This is a genomic window from Rhizobium sp. PDO1-076 (assembly GCF_000247475.1).
Classification (GTDB): Bacteria; Pseudomonadota; Alphaproteobacteria; order Rhizobiales; family Rhizobiaceae; genus Allorhizobium.
Map to the genome: position 1 here is coordinate 1 of NZ_AHZC01000188.1, position 20,172 is coordinate 20,172.

General features: G+C 60.0%; 17 protein-coding genes, 1 tRNA gene and 1 pseudogene. 8 read left to right on the top strand and 11 right to left on the bottom strand.

What is annotated here, in order from left to right:
• Nucleotides 1-580, top strand: a 580-nt coding sequence (locus PDO_RS11705; protein WP_009109674.1) for a helix-turn-helix domain-containing protein, incomplete at its 5' end; no start/stop codon positions are given.
• Nucleotides 581-630: 50 nt separating this feature from the next.
• Here PDO_RS11705 and PDO_RS11710 read toward each other — a convergent pair.
• Nucleotides 631-707 (bottom strand) — tRNA-Arg (locus PDO_RS11710).
• A gap of 354 nt (nt 708-1,061) precedes the next feature.
• Between PDO_RS11710 and PDO_RS11715 the strand changes: the two genes are divergently transcribed.
• Nucleotides 1,062-1,520: a MarR family winged helix-turn-helix transcriptional regulator gene (locus PDO_RS11715; protein ID WP_244426427.1), complete on the top strand. Its 459-nt coding sequence runs from the start codon at nt 1,062-1,064 to the stop codon at nt 1,518-1,520.
• 20 nt (nt 1,521-1,540) lie between these two features.
• Here the strand turns inward: PDO_RS11715 and PDO_RS11720 are convergent, their stop codons facing one another.
• From PDO_RS11720 to PDO_RS11735, 4 genes are all read right to left on the bottom strand, one after another.
• Nucleotides 1,541-1,987 carry a hypothetical protein gene (locus tag PDO_RS11720; protein WP_009109679.1) on the bottom strand — a complete coding sequence of 149 codons (447 nt, stop codon included), beginning with the start codon at nt 1,985-1,987 and terminating at the stop codon, nt 1,541-1,543.
• A gap of 140 nt (nt 1,988-2,127) precedes the next feature.
• On the bottom strand, nt 2,128-2,952 hold the full coding sequence (locus PDO_RS11725) for a transglutaminase family protein (protein WP_009109681.1): 825 nt from the start codon (nt 2,950-2,952) through the stop codon (nt 2,128-2,130).
• Nucleotides 2,953-2,970: 18 nt separating this feature from the next.
• Nucleotides 2,971-3,912 carry an alpha-E domain-containing protein gene (locus PDO_RS11730; protein WP_037073671.1) on the bottom strand — a complete coding sequence of 314 codons (942 nt, stop codon included), beginning with the start codon at nt 3,910-3,912 and terminating at the stop codon, nt 2,971-2,973.
• Nucleotides 3,913-3,919: 7 nt separating this feature from the next.
• Nucleotides 3,920-5,329, bottom strand: a complete 1,410-nt coding sequence (locus PDO_RS11735) for a circularly permuted type 2 ATP-grasp protein (protein ID WP_037073662.1) — start codon at nt 5,327-5,329, stop codon at nt 3,920-3,922.
• Nucleotides 5,330-5,724: 395 nt separating this feature from the next.
• Between PDO_RS11735 and PDO_RS11740 the strand changes: the two genes are divergently transcribed.
• Nucleotides 5,725-6,612 (top strand): DMT family transporter, encoded by an 888-nt coding sequence (locus tag PDO_RS11740; RefSeq protein ID WP_009109688.1) that lies wholly within the window; start codon nt 5,725-5,727, stop codon nt 6,610-6,612.
• 67 nt (nt 6,613-6,679) lie between these two features.
• Here the strand turns inward: PDO_RS11740 and PDO_RS11745 are convergent, their stop codons facing one another.
• The 4 genes from PDO_RS11745 to PDO_RS26700 form a co-directional block, all read right to left on the bottom strand.
• Nucleotides 6,680-8,077 carry a DEAD/DEAH box helicase gene (locus PDO_RS11745; RefSeq protein ID WP_052023441.1) on the bottom strand — a complete coding sequence of 466 codons (1,398 nt, stop codon included), beginning with the start codon at nt 8,075-8,077 and terminating at the stop codon, nt 6,680-6,682.
• Between the two features lie 281 nt (nt 8,078-8,358).
• Nucleotides 8,359-9,705 carry a sensor histidine kinase gene (locus PDO_RS11750; protein WP_009109692.1) on the bottom strand — a complete coding sequence of 449 codons (1,347 nt, stop codon included), beginning with the start codon at nt 9,703-9,705 and terminating at the stop codon, nt 8,359-8,361.
• Entirely contained in the window at nt 9,702-10,367 is a 666-nt protein-coding gene (locus PDO_RS11755) for a response regulator transcription factor (protein ID WP_009109694.1), read from the bottom strand. The genes PDO_RS11750 and PDO_RS11755 overlap by 4 nt, the downstream gene beginning before the upstream one ends.
• Nucleotides 10,367-10,696, bottom strand: a complete 330-nt coding sequence (locus tag PDO_RS26700) for a PepSY domain-containing protein (RefSeq protein WP_009109696.1) — start codon at nt 10,694-10,696, stop codon at nt 10,367-10,369. The genes PDO_RS11755 and PDO_RS26700 overlap by 1 nt, the downstream gene beginning before the upstream one ends.
• Before the next feature lie 173 nt (nt 10,697-10,869).
• On the opposite strand from PDO_RS26700, the gene PDO_RS11765 reads away from it, so the two are divergent.
• Together PDO_RS11765 and PDO_RS11770 are read left to right on the top strand one after the other, a co-directional pair.
• Nucleotides 10,870-11,133 carry a PepSY domain-containing protein gene (locus PDO_RS11765; protein WP_009109698.1) on the top strand — a complete coding sequence of 88 codons (264 nt, stop codon included), beginning with the start codon at nt 10,870-10,872 and terminating at the stop codon, nt 11,131-11,133.
• Nucleotides 11,133-11,705 carry a cytochrome b/b6 domain-containing protein gene (locus PDO_RS11770; protein ID WP_009109699.1) on the top strand — a complete coding sequence of 191 codons (573 nt, stop codon included), beginning with the start codon at nt 11,133-11,135 and terminating at the stop codon, nt 11,703-11,705. The genes PDO_RS11765 and PDO_RS11770 overlap by 1 nt, the downstream gene beginning before the upstream one ends.
• Nucleotides 11,706-11,836: 131 nt before the next feature.
• On the opposite strand, the gene PDO_RS11775 is transcribed toward PDO_RS11770, so the two are convergent.
• Nucleotides 11,837-12,964 carry a DNA alkylation repair protein gene (locus PDO_RS11775; RefSeq protein WP_009109701.1) on the bottom strand — a complete coding sequence of 376 codons (1,128 nt, stop codon included), beginning with the start codon at nt 12,962-12,964 and terminating at the stop codon, nt 11,837-11,839.
• 190 nt (nt 12,965-13,154) lie between these two features.
• Between PDO_RS11775 and PDO_RS11780 the strand changes: the two genes are divergently transcribed.
• A complete protein-coding gene (locus tag PDO_RS11780; protein WP_009109703.1) occupies nt 13,155-13,832 on the top strand; it encodes a helix-turn-helix transcriptional regulator in 678 nt (225 codons plus the stop codon).
• Nucleotides 13,833-13,952: 120 nt separating this feature from the next.
• Nucleotides 13,953-15,779: a methyl-accepting chemotaxis protein gene (locus PDO_RS11785; RefSeq protein ID WP_009109705.1), complete on the top strand. Its 1,827-nt coding sequence runs from the start codon at nt 13,953-13,955 to the stop codon at nt 15,777-15,779.
• A gap of 148 nt (nt 15,780-15,927) precedes the next feature.
• On the opposite strand, the gene PDO_RS11790 is transcribed toward PDO_RS11785, so the two are convergent.
• On the bottom strand, nt 15,928-17,514 hold the full coding sequence (locus PDO_RS11790; RefSeq protein WP_009109707.1) for a trimethylamine methyltransferase family protein: 1,587 nt from the start codon (nt 17,512-17,514) through the stop codon (nt 15,928-15,930).
• Nucleotides 17,515-17,658: 144 nt separating this feature from the next.
• Here PDO_RS11790 and PDO_RS29060 point away from each other — a divergent pair.
• Nucleotides 17,659-19,923, top strand: a pseudogene (locus PDO_RS29060) (PAS domain-containing protein); the annotation flags it as partial.
• Nucleotides 19,924-20,172: the final 249 nt, after the last annotated feature.

Genomic DNA, 20,172 nt, shown 5'->3' on the forward strand with positions numbered 1-20,172 from the left:
CGGATACTTCGTCTTCGGTATCGAGGATTCCAGCCTCATCCTGTCGCTACTCCCCAAACAGATTCATGTCAGCGGTGTGGAAAGACTATCGACACTGGTGAAACTTCTGATCGACGAGGCTGCAATGGATCGTTCCGGACGCACGTTGGTGCTCACGCGGCTGGTTGAGGTTTTGTTGGTGGAGTCGTTGCGGCTCGGGCAAACGCCCGACGCGCCTGCGGGGTTGCTGCGAGGTCTTGGTGATGCCCGTCTTTCGGAAGCTATTCGGCAAATGCACACCGATCCCGCACGCCCCTGGACGATGGCCGATCTAGCGAAGGAGGCTGCATTGTCCCGTTCTGCGTTCTTTGATCGCTTTTCGCGCAATGTTGGCGTGCCACCCATGGAATATCTGCTGGGATGGCGCATGGCACTGGCCAAGAACCTTTTGCGCCAACAAGAAATTGACATCGCTGAAGTGGCCGAACGGGTCGGGTACGGATCGGCAAGCACATTCAGCACCGCCTTTAGCCGTTGTGTCGGCCAGCCACCTGGCCGTTATGCGCGCAATTCCGTCAACCAGCAGTCGGTGGGTTCTTAGTCTTGTTCCTGCGCGAGTGCTAAAGTATAGCAAAATCAAAGCGTTGGAAATGGCGCACCCGGTAGGATTCGAACCTACGACCTTTGGAATCGGAATCCAACACTCTATCCAGCTGAGCTACGGGTGCTTTCAAGGCGGTCGTTGAGTGACTCGCCTGATGCTGTGCTGCGGTCATAGCGCAGTCGGTCGCCGGCTTCAATCGCAAAAAGCGGGGCTCGTTGTCTTCGTGGTCATCATCATGCCCGGACAGGCTGGGCGTTTTGTGATCAGTGGCGCAGGTCATGTCACAATGCCCGCAGTTTTGCGTCTGGAGATGACCTAATTTAGGTCAAAAGCCGGCAAAAGGGGAGTGGGCGACTTGCCGGAGACTTGTGGCTTGGGTCTAAACCGTTAAGATCACGCGACTTCTTAAAAAAGGCGCGATCAACGGGCCTATCTGAAGGCAGGGGGAATTGTATAGCATGGCGCCAAAATGCCGGACATGATGACTGATGACTTGGTGCCCAACGAGAACGGGCTCGATTTTTCGATGATGGAGGATGCTGTCGGTTATAGCCTGAGACGGGCTCAGCTTGCAGTGTTCCAGCATTTCAACGAAGCTTTTTCATCCAAGGGACTGCGACCGACGGATTTTGCCGTCTTGCTGCTTCTAAAGCGCAACCAGGGGTCCAAACAGAGCGAAGTGGCCGAAGCGCTGGGCATCCAGCGTGCGAATTTCGTCGCGATTGTCGATGGGTTGGAAAACAAAGGCTTCGTCGAACGCCGGAAGTCGGAAACCGATCGCCGCGTACAGTCGCTCTATATGACGCCGGCAGGCGAGGCCTATCTCAATGAACTCATGCCGATCTGGCAGGGCCATGAGGAATGGGTTCTGGCGCAGCTTGGCGGCGTGGCCGAGCGCAATTCGGTGATCAGCCTGCTGAAGCGTCTTTACGACTGACTGCTGTCTATGGCCGCGAATCAAGCGACGGTGTCGAGCCGTCGCATGGCTTCGTCGATCAGCAGGTTGGCGATCTTCATCCGTGTGTTTGCCGGTTCACGGAAATCGGTATGCACGGTGTCGGGATGATTGTGTTTGGCGAAAAGCCGGCGTCTTTCCTGCAGGACGTCTCGGCTGTCGTGGTCCTGAAGTTGCAGGTCTTCGGCAATCTGCTCCACCGTCAGCCGTTCAAGATGCGGCGGCTTGATCGGCGCTTTCGTTTCAACCGGCTCGCCCTGCGACATCAGGAAAAGATAGGCGTCCTGCCGCAGGCCGGCGTTGACGGGGGAGGCCTCGATCTTTTCTGTGGCAAAACTGGTCGACAGGCCACTTACCCGGAAGCTCGGCTCCGGAACTTCAACCTCGTCTTCCTCTTCATCGGCCAGACGGTCGACCACCGACTGGAACAGCGATTTACCAAACAGCATGTGTGCAACCTGTTCCTGCGGACGTCCGCATTGCGGCTCCGTGCGGTCACATCAAACCATGGGTGAATGGAGCAGGGCTTGCGGCATCGGCAAATTTTGGCAGCAGGCCTCGCTTTGCGAAAAATCAGACCTGAGGTAACTCAACTCTGGGACTGGCTCTGGCTCTGTTCCTTGGTTTCTACGACCACCTTGACGTTGAGATCCTCGCCGGCGAGCCCGATGCGCATGCCGGACACCGGGGCGGCGTCGGCGTAGCAGAGCCCTGTTGCAATCCGCACATAGCGGGCGTCCGGGCAGACATTGTTGGCAGCATCGAAGCCAACCCAGCCGAGCCCCTGGAGATGGACCTCTGCCCAGGCATGGGTTGCCGTCTGGTCGGTTATGCCTTCCATCATCAGGTAGCCCGAAACATAACGCGCCGGCAGGTTCATCAGGCGGGCGGCGGTGATGAACACATGCGCGTGGTCCTGACAGACGCCGTGTCCGGCTTCCAGCGCCTGTTCGGCGGTTGTTTCCGTGCCGGTCGAGCCGGTCTCATAGACCACGGCTTCGCTCAGCTTCGCCATCAGGTCATGCATCTTGGCAAGTTCGGTGTCGCCGACGAGGCTCTTGACCAGTTCGCGCGTCAATCTGCCCGGTTTGGTCAGCGGCGATTCACGCAGGTATAGCCACAGCGGGCAATAGCCCTGATGCGGGCCGTAGACGCCGGCACGGTCTTCTGTCTCCACCTCGCCGCAGGCGATGATATGCACCGTCTTGCTGTCGCCTTCGGTGGAAACAAGATGGGTGTGGTTGCCGAACTGGTCGTTGAAACCGGCCTCGACCGTTGCTCCGTCGACCTTGATATTCCAGGACAGAACGGTCTGGCCGGGTCCGTTGACCGGCGACAGCCGCAGCCTTTGCAGAGAGTACTGCACCGGATCGTCATAGTGGTAAACTGTGGTGTGGGTGATCCGCAAGCGCATGCTTTTTGTCCTGATCCGTCAGCTGTAAAAGCGGTAACCCTCGGTAATTTCCTGACCCAACTGGTTGTTGTGTGCGATGAAATTATCGAGGAATTCATGCAGGCCCTGATCCATGATCGTGCCGATCGACGTCTTCTGCAATGTCGAGCGCACCCGCTCTGCGGTCTCGTGGGCGGCCAGCCGTTCGCCATAGTCTTTGCCGATATAGCCGAGATTGCTGACGATCTTGTCGTAACAATAGGCGAGCGAACGCGGCATCTGTCCGTTGAGGATGAGGAAATCGGCGATATTCGTTGCCTTGTATTCGCCGTCATAGACCCAGCGATAGGAGCGATGGGCCGAGACCGAGCGCAGGATTGATTCCCACTGCATGTTGTCGAGTGACGAGCCGACCTGGGTGATGGCCGGAAGCAGGACGTAATATTTCACGTCGAGAATGCGGCTGGTGTTGTCAGCCCGTTCAATGAATGTGCCTATGCGGGCGAAGTTGTAGATCTCGTTGCGCAGCATCGAGCCATGGAAGGCGCCGCGGATCAGGCCGGCGCGGCGCTTCACCGTTTCGATCACTTCCGGCAGATCGGCCGATTTGAGCTTGCGGGCGAGCATCTGCTTCATCTCGATCCAGCATTCGTTCATCGCCTCCCAGGTCTCGCGGGTGAGGGCGGTGCGGACCATGCGGGCATTGTTGCGGGCGGCATCGATCGAGGACATGACGCTGGAAGGGTTGGACAGATCGCGCAACAGGAAGTCGATCGCGTCGGAGGCCGTCACCTTGTCATGGTGCTTGTCGAAGATGTCGCGAACATCGGCGCTGAGCAGCACCGCGCCCCAGTCGTCATCGCTGGCGCCGGAGCGTGTCAGAGACATCCTCAGGCCGGCGTCGACGATGCGGGCGATGTTTTCTGCCCGCTCAATGTAGCGGAACATCCAGAAGAGTCCGTTGGCAGTTCTTCCGAGCATGACCATGTCAGTCCTCCAGTACCCAGGTGTCCTTGGTGCCGCCACCCTGGCTGGAATTGACCACGAGAGACCCCTGTTTCAGGGCCACGCGGGTCAAGCCGCCGGGGATGATCTGCACCTTGTCGGACACGAGAACATAGGGACGAAGATCGACATGGCGCGGTGCAATCCCCTTGTTGACGAGGATCGGCACCGTCGACAGCGACAATGTCGGCTGGGCGATGTAGTTGTTCGGGCGGGCTTTCAGCTTTTCGGCAAAGACCGCGCGCTCCCGCTTCGATGCGGTCGGGCCGACCAGCATGCCGTAGCCGCCGGAGCCGTGCACTTCCTTGACCACCAGTTCTTCCAGATGCTCCAGCACGTATTTCAGGCTATCGGCCTCGGAACAGCGCCAGGTCGGCACGTTTTCGAGCAGTGCCTTGCGGCCGGTATAGAACTCGACGATTTCCGGCATGTAGGAATAGATCGCCTTGTCGTCGCAGATGCCGGTGCCGGGTGCATTGGCAATGGTGATATTGCCGGCGCGGTAGACATCCATGATGCCGGGAATGCCGAGCGCCGAATCCGGGCGGAAAGTCAGCGGGTCGAGATAGTCATCATCGACGCGGCGGTAGAGCACGTCGATGGCCTCGTAGCCGCGTGTCGTGCGCATCTTGACCTTGCCGTCAATGACGCGCAGATCGGATCCCTCGACCAGTTCCACGCCCATCATGTCGGCAAGGAAGGAATGCTCGTAATAAGCGGAATTGTAGATGCCGGGGGTGAGCACCGCGACGCGCGGCTTGCCCTTGCATCCCGGAGGCGCGAGCGAGGCAAGCGACTGGCGCAGCAGATGGGGATAGTCCTCGACGCGCTGGACCTTGTTGAGCTGGAAGAGCTCGGGGAACATCTGCATCATCGTTTCTCGGTTTTCCAGCATGTAGCTGACACCGGAGGGCGTGCGGGCATTGTCCTCGAGCACGAAGAACTGGTCTTCGCCGGTACGGACGATGTCTGTGCCGACAATGTGGGTGTAGACGCCGCCGGGCGGACGAAAGCCGATCATTTCCGGCAGGAAAGTGACGTTCTTCTCGATCAGTTCGCGTGGAATGCGGCCGGCGCGGATGATTTCCTGCTTGTGGTAGATGTCGTCAAGAAAGGCATTGAGAGCAATGACGCGTTGCTCGATGCCCTGGGCCAGCTTGCGCCATTCGCGGCCGGAAATGATGCGGGGAATGATGTCGAAGGGAATGAGCTTTTCCGAGGAGTCCTCGTGGCCGTAAACGGCAAAGGTGATGCCGGTCTTGCGGAAGATGTTTTCGGCGTCTCTGGACTTCGCCAGCAGTCTTGCCGGATCCTGACTGGAATACCAGTCGTGGTAATTCTGATAGGGAACCCGCGGACCGCTATCCGCTTTAATCATTTCGTCAAATGCCAATGGCGCATCCCCTTTTTTTTCCATTTGAATACAGACCATTTACCAATGCAAGCAGCGCGCAGGCTTCTGACGAAAGAATTTCCACTTGCGGCTCCAGCCTGAAAAAACGGCAAAAGCTCAATATGTGGGCGTGCATTACGGTTGTTGGCGATGGGGCCGGCAGTCCACCTCCGGTGGTCTTGACGAAATCATGCTTCCCCGGCGCAAGTTGCTGCCTTGGTTGCTTAAATTTTAGTCAAGAATAGGCGAGAAATATTTTCTCCTATCGGGCATCAGCGGAATTCATCGCAGCATGCATCAAAAGTCTTTTGACCGGCTGATGGCGAGCGGTTAACCAGCCGGGATCGGGGGGCTGGCCGCATCTCGATATCCCCTGACCTTTGGATGCCCGCTGCATGAAATTTCACCGCCTTGCCCCTGTTCTCTTTGTTCTGCTCTGGTCGACCGGCTGGGTGGCCGCCAAATATGCGAGCCTGTTTGCCGATCCGCTGACATTTCTCGTATTGCGCTACGCCGTGGCAGCCGTGCTGTTCTATTTGGTCTGCCGGGTGAGCGGTGTCCGCTGGCCGGCAAGTCGCTCGGCGCAGGTGCATGCGGTGGTGTCAGGCATGTTCCTGCACGGTTTTTATCTAGGCATGGTGTGGTGGGCGATCGGCCAGGGCGTGCCGGCATCGCTGTCGGGCATCATTGCCGGCCTGCAGCCGCTGATGACGGGGATTGCAGCCGCCTATCTGATCGGGGAAGCCCTGTCCGGCAGCCAGAAGCTTGGCCTGCTTCTCGGCTTTGCCGGCATTGCGATTGCCGTTCTGCCGAATGTGCTGGCGCTGGACGCCGTGGCCATTCCTGTGGGTGCAGTCGTCGTCAACGTGCTGGCCATGGCCTGCGTGACCGCCGGCACAATCTACCAGAAGCGCTACCTGCATGAAGGCGATCTCCGTGCGGTCGCCACGCTTCAATATGTCGGCGCCTTGATTGTTACGGTGCCGGCAGCGCTGTTGCTTGAAGACCTGCATGTGAGCTGGGGGCTTGGCCTCTTTGCCGTGCTCGGCTGGTCGGTGCTCGGTATTTCCATGGGCGCGATTGCGCTGCTGCTCTATCTGATCCGTCGTGGCGATGTGTCGAAGGCGGCTTCGCTGATCTACCTGGTTCCGCCGCTTGCGGCCGTTGAAGCAGCTCTCTTATTTGGCGAGAGGCTGACGATACCGATGATTATCGGCACGGTGATCGTCGTGCTCGGTGTCTACTTGACCAACCGCAAGAGTGCGGCCGTTTCGGCGGGCTAAGGTGCCAAAAGAAAATGGCGCGACCGAAGCCGCGCCATATCAATTCTATACTCAGATCGCGCGAAGCTCAGGCTTCGCGGCGACGTCCGCCCGGAGCTGTGCCCGAACGCGCCGGGGGCTTGCCCTGGCCGTAGCTCTTGCCGCTACCGTTGCGATTGCCACCATTGCCGCTTTTGCGCTTGGCGCCCGGACGACCGTCGGCCTTGGGGCCGCCACGGTTCTCGCCGTCGGACTTGCCGCGGCCCTGGGCCTGGTGATTGCGGTTGCCGCCGGGAGCACCGCCGCCGCCTGCGCGACGCTGCGGGCGAGCCGGACGGCTGAGGTTCGACGGCGCTTCGCCGCTTGCGACCGGAATGTCGATGCCCATCAGGCGCTCGACATCGCGCAGCAGGCGGCCTTCATCCGGGCCGCAGAATGCGATGGCAATGCCGTCGCGACCCGCGCGGGCGGTACGGCCGATGCGGTGGACGTAAGCGTCCGGCACTTCCGGCAGATCATAGTTGAAGACGTGGCTGACGGCCGGGATGTCGATACCGCGGGCGGCAACGTCGGTGGCGATCAGCGTGCGGATTTCGCCGTCACGGAAGCCCTTGAGGGCGCGTTCGCGCTGGCCCTGGCTCTTGTTGCCGTGGATCGAGGCAACCGAGAAGCCGTTGACTTCGAGGTGCTTCATCAGCTTTTCGGCGCCATGCTTGGTGCGCAGAAAGACGATGGAGCGACCGTCCGGGTTTTCGACGAGGATCTTCTTGAGCATTTCGGTCTTGGCGTTCTGGCCGGCGACGAAGTGCACGTGCTGTTCAACCTTGTCGGCAGCCTTGCCCGGGGCCGTGACGGCAACCTTGGCGGGGTTGTTGAGGAAGGTTGCTGCGAGATCGGCGATGGAGCTCGGCATGGTTGCCGAAAACAGCAAAGTCTGGCGCTTGGCCGGAACCATCTTGGAGATCTTGCGCAGGTCGTGGATGAAGCCGAGGTCGAGCATCTGGTCGGCTTCGTCGAGGACCAGGAACGTGACCGCGCGCAGCGAGATGGCATTGCGGGCGATCAGGTCGAGCAGGCGGCCCGGGGTGGCGACGAGAATGTCGGTGCCCTTTTCCAGCTGCAGTTGCTGCTTGCCGATCGAAGCGCCACCGACGACCTGATTGATCTTGAGCGGCAGGCGACGCAGGTAGCTGCGCAGGTTGTCGCCGATCTGGTTGACCAGTTCGCGGGTCGGAGCGAGAATGAGGGTGCGGGTGGTGCGGTTGTCAGGACGCTTTTCGTCCTTCAGCAGCATTTCGATGAGCGGCAGGCCAAAAGCGGCCGTCTTGCCGGTGCCGGTCTGGGCGAGGCCAACGATGTCGCGGCCTTCGAGGACGAGCGGGATTGCCTTTTCCTGGATCGGAGTGGGCGTTTCAAAACCGAGATGCGAAAGAGTCGCGACGATATTCTTGGACAGGCCAAGATCGTTGAAATTGGTCAAAGTCATACCTTTCGGGGCGCCAAAAGCACACTGACCGGGCCGCATCGTGCGAACCGGTTGGCATTGGCGTCAAGAACCCCGCGTGATTTGGGAACTTGCAAGTTGGAAAAAAAGCTTTCCAGCGCATCGGCGGTCGTGCCGCCATTCGTTCTGTGCGCTTTTATCCTTCGTCGCGTCTCTATTGTCGCTGGGCACGCTCACGCGGCGGCCGGAAGGTGAAAGCTGAGGTGCAAATGAGCCTGTTTGCGTGAAAAGTCAAGGGAATGTTTTGCGCTGCAGCGAAAGGTTCAGAGCCGGATACTGATGCGCAGGCCACCAACGGGCCGATTGGTAATCTCTACAGAGAGATCATAAACTGCCGCGATGTCACGCACGATTGCAAGGCCTATGCCGGTGCCCGGGGTCTGAAGATCGAGGCGCGTGCCCCGTTCCATCATCGTGCGCAGTCCTGCCGGATCAGCGCCGGGGCCATCATCCTCGATGATCAGCACCGTACGCTGCTCTTGCCTGATGGCCTGGATGGAGATCTCGGTTCTGCTCCACTTGACCGCATTGTCGAGAACATTGCCCAGCAGTTCCTGAAGGTCGTGGGGATCGACACCGACAACAAGTTCGGTGGGGACCGCGATGTGCCACTTGAGACCTTCGCCACGTGGGGTTCGTCTCAACGTCTTGACGATCAGGTCCACGGCTTCAGCGATATTGGCATCCGACCTGCGTAGGCTGGCATTGGCGGCAATTCGGCTCAGGGTCAGTTCGCGCTCGACATGAGCCTGCATGACGCCTGCGAGATGGGCGAGCTCATCGGCGATCGCGACCTCGCCGCGTTCGCGAAGCGTTGCTGCGTCATTGGACAGGACGGTCAATGGGGTTTTCAGGCCATGTGCGAGATTTGCCGCGCGGCTCTTCGCTTTTTCGATCAGTTGCGCTTGTGCATCGAGCAACTGGTTGACTGCGCCGACCACACCTTTCAATTCCTGCGGAAAACGGCCTTCGAGCCGTTCCGCCTTGCGTTCCCTGATCCGGTCGAGACCGGTGGCGACGGACGAGATGGGCTTCAGGCCGAATGTCAGCTGGGCGAGCGAGGCCGCGATCAGGAAGACAGCCAGAGCCAGCATGTAGGGAATGATATCGAAGGCAAAGGCGCGGCTTGCATCGGAGACGACGCTGGCGTCGATGGCTGCGGCGATGCGGATTGCCCGTTCCCCGACGGGTGCGGCAAAGATGATCTTGCGTTCCTGCACGATCAGGTCCGTACCTTCCGGACCGGGAAGCTTGTATCGGTGGATGGTGCCGGTTTCCTGCGCGTCATCCGGCAAGGGCAGGGTGAAGTCCCACAATGACGCCGAGCGCAGTTCGCTGGCCCGTTCATCGTCCTCCACCTGCCAGTAGAGACCTCCATAAGGCTCGTCGAACCGGCGGTCGACAGGCCTGTCGGGCAGATCGAGCCTGCCGTCCTCGGCAAAGCGGAGGGCGCCGGCAATATTGTTGATGTGGCCGGACAGTTCCGCGTCGATCCGCGCCTCGAGATTGCGGGTGAAGAGCAGGACGAGCACCAGGTTTGCCATGGCGAGCGCGACCAGAACGCTGATCAGCGATACGAGCAGAAACCGGCCGCGGATCGATTGCATCATGCCGGGCCACCGCCCATGCGATAGCCATAGCCGCGGCGCGTGGTGATGACTTCGCGGCCGAGCTTGCGGCGCAGGCGGCCGACCAGGACCTCGACGGAGTTGCTGTCGCGGTCGAAGTCCTGGCTGTAGAGTTGCTCGGTCAGTTCCGCCTGCGAGACGTTGCGCTCCCGGTTGTGCGCGAGAAATGTGAGGCAGCGATATTCGAGCGGCGTCAGGTCGACCGGCAGGCCGTCGCATGTGACCGTCTTGGTTCGGGTATCGATGGAAATGCTGCCCAGACTAAGGACCGGACTGGCCTGGCCGACGCTGCGGCGGATGATGGCACGCAGCCTTGCCAGAAGTTCGGCCATCTGGAACGGCTTGGTCAGATAGTCGTCGGCACCTGCATCTATGCCCTCGACACGCTCCTGCCAATTGCCACGGGCGGTCAAGATGAGGACGGGTGTCGTTCTTGCAGCACTTCGCCAGCGTTTGAGTACCGTCAGTCCGTCCATGCCGGGAAGTCCAAGGTCGAGGATCACGGCGGCAAAGTCCTCTGCGTCGCCGGTGAACCAACCGGCTTCACCGTCCTTCTCGTGAACGACGACGAAGCCGGCCCGATCCAGATGCGCAATTACATCCCGCGCAATCAGTGCGTCGTCTTCGATGAGCAGGATCCGCATTATTCGTTCTCGATTTCCAGAATGTCACCGGAGGCCGCATCCACCTCCACTTCGATCATGCGGTTATCGTCGCGCAGGATGCGAAATTCATAGATCAGCCGGTCATCCTCGCGGTCGGGTTTGGTCGAGACGATCTGTCCGGCGACGCGGGCAAGGACGATCTGCCGTAGGGTTGCGAGTGACTTTGTGACGCCACGCTCGACATCATCCCGGATGCGCTGGCGCTCCATGTCCTGCTCGTGCCGGGGGCGGTTGTCGGCATCGGCGCTGGCTGGCGAATGCGCGGCGACCATCAGCAACAGCGTCAAGGTCGACCCTGCGATCATCATCACCACTCTCCTAAGCCATTGTACGCGTGCGTGCTCCATGTCTGTGTCATAGCACCGGCAAGCTGAAATTTCGCTGACATTTGTCGTCAGCCATCGCTCAACACAGGTCGCCTATGTTCCTTCCCAACGGTTCGTAGCGCGGTGCTCGACCGGAATAACGAAGGACCATATCGATGAAAAAGATTGTTGTTGCCACCCTGCTGATTTCAGCTTCGTTTGCCGGCATCGCCCGTGCCGAAAGCAGTGCTTCCTGTGATGTCGCCAAGGACAAATGGATGACCGAGGATGCGATGAAGGCCAAGGCCACCGAGCTTGGTTTCGACGTGCGCCAGATCAAGGTTGAGAACGGCTGCTATGAAGTCTACGGCATCAAGGACGGCAACAAGGTTGAAGTGCTGTTCAACCCGGAAACCGGCATTCAGGTCGGCGAAGACTGATGAGCGGCGTGGAGCACAATGCTTCCGCCGCCATGGCTGGCCGCTCCGAGCGGCCGGCCATGGTCAAGGTCTGGGACCCGGTCGTACGGCTATTTCACTGGGCTCTGGTGGGGTTGTTCGCCTTTTCCTTCCTGACCGGCGACGAGTGGAAGGATGCGCATGTCGTTTCAGGCTACCTGATCGGCGGTCTGGTTGCCATTCGGCTGGTCTGGGGGCTGATCGGCAGCGAGCATGCGCGGTTCACCAGCTTTCTCTACCGTCCGTCAACGATCGCGCGTTTCATAAGGGATTCGGTCTATATGCGCGCCAAGCGCTTTATCGGCCACAATCCGGCTGGTGGCGCGATGGTTATCGCACTGCTGCTGATGATCTCCGGGATCGAGACAACCGGTTATCTGATGACGACGGACGCTTACTGGGGTGTCGAATGGGTAGAGGACATGCACAAGGTGCTGGTCTATGCGACCTTGGGCCTGATCCTGCTGCATGTCACCGGCGTTGTTCTGGCCAGTCTTGAACATCGCGAAAACCTTGTGCGGGCGATGCTCACCGGTCGAAAAAGAGTCGAATAAAGTTATCTCGCACGTCAAACCTTCAAGCCAAGGGTAACCATCAGCTGGTTATCCTTGGCATTATCTTGTCGGTGTCAGAACTCGGTCCGAGATGCCCGCATAAAGAATTTCTCAGCGTCCGGCTGCCTGCATCATACGTCGTTGGTGTCGACGGAGCTGTCGGATGCTGCGAGGGTGAAGGTTTCCAGCGCAAGGCTCGTACCATTGACCAGGATTTCGAGCCGGTGTTCGCCGGGATGGTAGACGCGGGTGGTGATGGGGCGGAAGGCGTGGCGACGCTCGAATGTCAGCGACTGGCCGGCAGCCAGCGTCAGGCTTTTTGCCTTGAAGACCTTGGGGTTCAGCGTGCCGTCTTTCTTCTGGTGATGAATGGCGTAGTCGAACATCAGTGACTGTGATTGCTCAGTTGGATTGGAGAGCGAGACGGAGAAATCCAGCACGCCCGGGAAGTTCACCTGCTGGGTGGCAAGCCGGAGGTTCGCCTCGATGCCGTCGATTCTGGCGAATCCGAAATTTGCCAGTGCGGTTGCGTGGCCTTTCTTGAGCAGCGTCCGCGAAGCATGCCTGAGCAGCCAGAGCCGTTCCGGAGAGGCGCCCTTGTGGTGGCGCCCGACAAATTCGGCGACGAGATCGGGATGATCCTTGGCGATGTCGTTGAGGCTGTTGGCGACGGAACGGCGGACATAATCCTCTGGGTCGTCGATCAGGGCGGTGAGAAGCGGCAGCAGCGGTTGCGGATCGCCGACCAGCGCTGGCAGGCGCATGGCCCAGGGCAGGCGCGGGCGGGTGCCTTCGCTGGCGAGGCGGCGAACATGGTGGTTCCGGTCGCCCACCCATTGGCCGATGATAGCGAGCGCCTTCGCCTGCTCGCGGTGGATGAACGGCCTTATGCCGAACTCGGCGGTGAAATGCGGCGTCAGCGCCTTAAGCAGATCAAGGGATATCTCCATGTGCTCCAACCCATGGGCGGCAATATACTGGTTGAAGGCAAGCAGCGACCAGCCGGTCAGGCCGGGCCTCCGGTCAACCGGTAACGTAGCCATCAGGATCGGCGCCGCCACGGCAAAATTCCTGGGCAGATGCAGGCGCATGGCCTCGGCGATCAACTGGCCGCGCTGCATGAGTTCCAGACTTTCGATTCCAGGCAGGATATCGGCGAGAAATGCATCGCGCGGGAAATCGGACCAGGCGCTCGACAGGGCGTCTGCGGTGTCGCTTGCGTTTCGCGCGCCGATCAGGTGTTTCAGTGCTTCAGCCATGGTGTTTTCAGATCGCTTGCGATGTCGTCTGGCGCGCCAGTCCCGCGACAGGCCTGGATGCGAGAATGCAGACGACGATTTCAAATGCTGTATTGCCGGTCAAGCTTGCGCTCCTGTTTGTGTGGGAGCCTTGACCTAACATACGACTACTGACACCCTTCTGGCCACAGACATTACTTGGAGCGTTCCCATGCGTCCAGCAGACCGTCTTTTCCGGATCATCCAGCTGATGCGGTCCACCGGGCGGGCGATGACGGCTGCCGAAATCGCCGAGAAGATGGAGGTCGCCCAGCGGACCATCTATCGCGACATGGACCATCTTATTGCATCCGGAGCGCCGATCGAGGGCGAGCGCGGCGTGGGCTACATGCTGCGCGAGGCCTTCGATGCGCCGCCGCTGACCTTTACCTTCGAGCAGCTGGAAGCGCTTGCCTTCGGTCTGCGGGCCGTCGAAATGCTCGGCGATCCGCGGCTGGGGCAGGCGGCACGCGAAGCCAAGGACAAGATGGTCGCACTTTTGCCGAAGGAGCATGCCGAGCGGCTGGTCGGTGCACCGATCCATGCGTTTCGTGCGTCCGCGCAGCCGGAACCGCCGGATTGCCTCGGCGATGTGCGCAACGCCCTGTCGGCCAAGCGCAAGGTGTGGATCGCCTATCATTCGCTGGCCGGCGAACGCACCCAGCGCACGGTCTGGCCGCTGGCGCTGAGCGCCTTCGGGGCGATCTGGGTGATGACGACATGGTGCGAGACGCGCCAGGATTTCCGCGACTTCCGGCTCGACCGGGTCGAGGGCTGGAAGGTGCTGACGGACAGGTTCGAGCCGGGTCCACACCAGACATTTCAAACCTATTTGACGCTGCTTTCGTGACTGTCGACCGGCCGCCACAGTCGATGCCCGGTTCCAGCGGATACCGCGTAGCGATGTTTATTAGAATTTAATTGAATTGGGGTAGCATAGGATTAAACTTATTCTTGTTGAGGGTGTGCCTTGAAGAACCTGAAAGTCTCACGGAAACTGTCGATCGCTTTTTCGACGATACTGCTCATCGTGATCGTGTTCTGTGCGGTTGCATTCACTTCACTTCAACGTATCCAGATCGCCACCGCGGCCAACCAGCAGACACAGAATATCCTGAAGCTGTCCGGTCAGATCCTGTCGACACTGGTCGAGCATCAAAACGCGATGCGCGGCTATGTTGCCAGCTCCAATGCGGAGTTCATCGACCGGATGGCCAAGTATTCAAGCGGCGTTCCGCCACTGGTTGCCGAGCTTGAGCAGTTGTTGGGCCAAACCAAGACTGCTGTCGTGATTCCGGCCTTGCGCGAAGCCGTCGCGACGTTCAACGACCAGGTAGCGTCGACCGTTGCCGGTACACAAGATCCGTCCAAACTTGAGGCGATCCGCCGCGAAATCGCCAAGACCGCGCGTTTGACGCAAGTTCGCATGGTGCTTGGAGATCTCAACGAGGCTGAAATTCAGCAAGCCGACGTCCGAAATGCGCAACTGGAAGCGGCATTTCAGACGGGCATGCTGACGCTCGTCGTCGGCGGGACGCTGACCGCCATTGCCGCAATCGTCATGGGCTTCAGCCTCACCCGGGGTCTGGCGGTGCCGATCGTCGGCATGACCGGCGCGATGCGGCGACTGGCGGATGGCGACACCTCGATTGCAGTGGCGGGCATCGGTCGTGGAGACGAATTGGGCACCATGGCGGCCGCAGTCGAAGTGTTCCGCCAAAACGCGGTTGCGAATACGCGGCTAGAGCAGGAAGCAAGCCACCAGCGCACGGTTTCGGAAACCGAGAAAACTAAACGTGCTGAAGAAGACCGGAAGCGGGCAGAGGCTATGGCCCAGGCAACCACGAGCCTTGCCGGTGGCCTTGCCCAGTTGGCGCAGGGCAATCTGTCGATCCAGCTCGAGACCGAGTTCGCCCCTGAATTCGAGCAGTTCCGCTCCGATTTCAACAAGGCTGTGCTGCAGTTGTCAGAAACGCTGGTTGCCGTTTCGCAGTCGACCGATGCCATCGACGATGGAAGCCGGGAGATCAGCGAAAGCACGAACGACCTGTCCAAGCGGACCGAGCAGCAGGCAGCCTCGCTCGAAGAGACCGCAGCCGCACTGGACGAGATTACCGTCAATGTCGGGAACGCTTCGAACCGAGTCGAGGAGGCGCGGACGGCGGCTGCAGACGCCGCGCGTAGTGCAGAGAATTCCGGCCAGGTCGTGGCCAACGCGGTCGATGCCATGGGACGCATCGAACAGTCGTCGAATGAGATCGCCAAGATTATCGGCGTGATCGACGAGATCGCCTTCCAGACGAACTTGCTCGCCCTGAATGCTGGCGTCGAAGCCGCGCGTGCCGGTGAAGCCGGCAAGGGCTTTGCCGTTGTTGCCCAGGAAGTGCGCGAACTGGCCCAGCGATCGGCGCAGGCCGCCCGCGAAATCAAGAACCTCATTCGGATCTCGACAGACGAAGTTTCGACCGGGGTGAAACTGGTCAGCGAGACGGGGACGGCTCTGAAAACCATCGAGCGGTTCATCACGACGGTCAATACGCAGATGAACGCGATTGCGACTTCGGCCCGGGAGCAGTCCGTGGGTCTGGCCGAGGTCAACACGGCTGTGAACCACATGGATCAGGTCACGCAACAGAACACCGCCATGGTCGAGGAAACGAGCGCAGCGAGCGCCAGCCTTGCCATGGAAAGTGCCAAGCTTCGTGAGCTCGTCCGTCGTTTCGACCTGGGACAGCAGCGGCCGGTAGCAACTCTCTCTAGGCAGTCTTCGCATGGCACCGTTCGGCGCTATGGTTAGCGTGCCTGATACGCCTGCTCCCGCGTTGACGTCAAATAGACTAGAAGCCAAGAGGTCCGCCGGATCACTCCGTTGGCCCTCTTGGCGCTAAAACATGTTCAAGGCATAAATTTAGCGTCCCTGACAGTAAGTCAGTCAATCCAGGGGCTCAGAAATCCGTCGGCACGCCGCCTTCTTCCTTGCGTCTTGCAACGAAGGCGTCGAGTTCTTCTTCGACGGCCGGATCGATCGGCGGGCGCTCGTAGCGCGCCAGCGTTTCCTTGAAGATCCGATTGGCGTGATCGTAAGTCGTTGGCCGGCCGGCATCCGTCCAGGTCTCGAAATTGCGCCAGTCGGACAGGATCGGCGAATAGAAGGCATTCTCGTAGCGGGAAAGCGTGTGGGCGGTGCCGAAATAGTGGCCGCCGGGGCCGACGTCGCGCACGGCATCGAGCGCCAGCGCGTCCTGGCTGACATCGAGCGGTGTCAAAAATTCGGCGACCATCTGCAGCATGTCGACATCGAGGATGAACTTCTCGAAGGATGCCGTCAGGCCGCCTTCGCTCCAGCCGGCCGAATGCATGATGAAATTGCCGCCGCCCTGGGTGAGCGCCCAGAGCGAAAGCGCCGATTCGTAGGCCGCCTGGGCGTCGAGCGTGTTCGAGGCATTGGTGTTGGATGTGCGGTAGGGCACGCCATAACGCCGTGCAAGCTGGCCGCCCGCGATGACGGCCTTCATGTATTCCGGCGTGCCGAAGGCGGGCGCGCCACTCTTCATGTCGACATTCGAGGTGAAGCCGCCATACATCACCGGCGCGCCCTTGCGCACCATCTGGGTGAAGGCGATACCGCAAAGTGCCTCGGCATTCTGCTGGACCAGGGCGCCGGCAATGGTCACGGGCGCCATGGCGCCAGCCAGCGTGAACGGCGTCACGACGACGACCTGGTTGCGCGACGACATTTCGATGATGCCCTGTAGCATCGGGCCGTCGAGACGCAGCGGCGAGGACGAGTTGATGATGGTGAACAGTGACGGTTCCGTTTCCAGCTGTTCCATCGATACCCCGCGGCCGATGCGAGCGATCTCGATGCCGTCGATATTGCGCTGCTGGCCAAGCGAATAACAATGGAAGACCTTGTCGGTCAGCTTGACCATGTCGGACAGGCAATCGAGATGGCGGACGGAGGCGTGGATGTCGATCGGCTCGACCGGATAACCGCCGGTGGTGTGGATGATGTCGTAGGATTGGGCGAGCTTGACCAGTTTGCGGAAGTCTTCCTGGTTGCCGGCGCGGCGCCCGCCTTCGCGGTCGGCAACGAAGGGTGCCGAGGCGATCTGGGCGAAGACGAGGTTGTTGCCGCCGATCTGGACATTGCGGGCCGGGTTGCGGGCATGCATGGTGAATTCCGACGGTGCCGAAGCGATCAGATCCATGATCATGCCGCGATCGAAGCGGACGCGCTCGGTGCCTTCGGTGACGGTGGCACCGGCTGCCTTCATCATGGCGCGGGCCTCTGGCAGCATGATGTCCATCCCGATTTCCTCGAGAATGGTCAGCGATGCCTCGTGGATGTCGTCCAGCGTCTGCGGGTCCAGCAGTTCGGTCTTGGCGAGCCGGTTGACGAGATTGCGGTATTTCGATGCACTTGACGAACGCACGCGTTCGCCGCCGCGTCCACCGCTGCGCCGGCGCCGTTCGGAACCGCCGGAAGGGGTTTCAGTCTCGGGCAAGGCAGAGGGGGTAATGTCGCTCATGGTCAATCCATTGTGTTGATTTCGACATCATTTTTGACAGTTTCCGATCGCGATGCGCGTTGCCATTTGCGACCAATCGCTGGCTGTTCTGGAACATCGCCGTACGAGCGGCTGGTGCTTTGACCGTGATGACGTATTTTCGAAGTGTTTCATGAAGGCCGGTTACTCCACGTTTACCATTCCGCGTCATTGATCGAGGAGTACAAAAAGTTGAATCGGGGAGCCGCGTTGCTCAACCTAGTCCGCGAAAAAATCGTCGCGATCGAGCAGCCTTCCTTTGTCAAGGATAGCGAGCTTCGCTACGTTGCGGTCAACGGTGCCTACGCCCGTCTCTTCGACCTTGCTGAAAGCCGCTTCATCGGACGTACCGATCGTGAGGTTTTCGGCGCGTTTGCCGATGATATGCGCGACGATCGCGAGCGCCGTGTCGTGGTGTTTGGAGAGGATGAAAGCCTGTCCTTGCGGTCTCGGTCGGGTGAGCTGCACGGTGTTCTCCGCCTCGAGCGCTTCCTTGATGACGACAATTCCATCTTCGTCTTCGGCTTTGTCGAGCCCGCCGAAGAGGGTTCGATGCCCACGGCGGAGACCACCCGGCCCGCCGTGGGCATGCCGGCGCCGCAGGTCGGCTTTTCTGCAGCAGAAAAGACGGCCGCTGCCGGGCAGGTGCTACCTGCCGGTGCCGAGCGGCTGCACCGTCATCTCGAAAGCCTGATGATGGCCATGCCGGTGGGCATCCTCATCCTCGATGAGACGATGCGGATCGAATATGTGAATGCCGCCGTCTACCGGATGGTCGCGCTGGATGATCTTCTCGATGTCGTCGGCATGTCCTATCGCGACTACATGATGGTCGTGCACACCCGTCACAAGCGGGCAGATGGGCCGGACGAGATAACAAGGCTCGTCGAGGCGCGGGTTGCGGCGCTCAGCAGTCCAGACGATGCACCGCTGACCTATGCCAGGACGCCGGAAGGGCTGACCGTCGTTGTCAGCAACCGCAAGCTGGCTGACGGCAAGATACTGGTGACCTATACAGACATTACCGATCTTGCCGAGCGAGAGGAGGAGACCGCGCTCTACCGGGCAACGCTGGAACAGATGCCGGTGCCGGTGTTCATCCGCGATGCTGAACGCAGACTGATTTATGTCAATGCTGCCTATGAGGCGCTGCAGGATCAGCGACGCGAAGACGTCTACGGCATGAAAGAGGATGATATGTTCCCGTTGAGCGGTGCCATGCTCCGCGAGGAGCACCAGCGCATTCTCGACCACGGCGAATTTGCCGAGCGGGCGCGTGATATCGTTATCCCCGGAGGCCGGGAAATTTCCGTGATCACGCGGCTTAGCCGGATCACGACGACGTCGAGGAAGCACTATCTCGTCGGCTCGGTGATGGATGTTTCCGTGCTCAAGGAGCGCGAGCAGGCGCTGCTGCTTGCCCGTAAACGTTCCGAGGCCCTGTATGCCGATATCATCAGCATGTTGCGGATCATGCCGGTCGGCGTCGTGATTCTGAACGACGACCTGATCGTTGAATTTGCCAATGAAAAATGCCGGGAGATCTGGTGCTGGCCGGAGGACATGCCGATCGATGGCCTGTCGTTCCGTGACTATTGCGAGATCAACATCAGTCGTGGTTGGAACTGGCCGGGTCACTCCTTCGAGGAAGGCTACCAAAAGCGCGTTGCCCAGTTCAAGGCGCTGCAGGGATCGCAGACAACCGAGCTTGCCTATGAGGACGGGAAATATGTGCTGGCGAGCATTACCCGGCTGAATGACCAGAAAATCCTGCTGACCTATTCAGACCTGACCGAGATGCGCAGCCGCGAGCGAGAGATCGGCGAGGCGCGCGAACAGCTTGAACGGCTCGGGCTGTTCATGCAGGACGCAATGGCGCTGATGTCGCAAGGGCTCATCGTCATCGAAAACGACGTCATCACCGATGCCAACCAGTCATTCTCGCGTATTCTCGACCTCCCGGCCGGTTTGGCCGATCAGGGCCAGAAATGGTACAAATGCTTCCAGTTCTGCGCACAGCGCGGCGATTTCGGCGATGACCCGGCGACGCTGTTGCAGCAGTGGCAGGAGAAGCTTCGCCTGACGACCGGCTTCAGCACCACTTTCCTGGCGAATGGCAAGACCTGGGTGCAGATGGAAGTCACCTTCGGTGGCAGTGGCCACTGGGTCGTGGTGCTGACTGATGTCAGTGAGATCAAGGAGCGCGAGGCCGAGCTTGAGGTGCTGCTGGCGAAAAGCGAAGCGGCAGACAGGGCGAAGTCGGAGTTTCTCGCCAATATGAGTCACGAGATTCGCACTCCGATGAACGGCGTTCTCGGTATGGCCGAGCTCCTGTCAAAGTCGATCCTGGATACGCGGCAAAAGACCTTTGTCGATATCATCGTCAAATCCGGCAATGCGTTGCTGACGATCATCAATGATATCCTTGATTTCTCGAAGATCGATGCCGGCCAGCTTCGCTTGCGCAAGGCGCCCTTTGATCCGGTCGAAGCGATCGAGGATGTGGCGACACTGTTATCGGCGGCGGCCTCGGAAAAGGATATCGAGCTGCTGGTCTCGGGCGACCAGGCGGTCCGTCATACGGTTCTGGGCGATCCCGGCCGGTTCCGGCAGATTGTCACCAATCTGGTCGGCAATGCG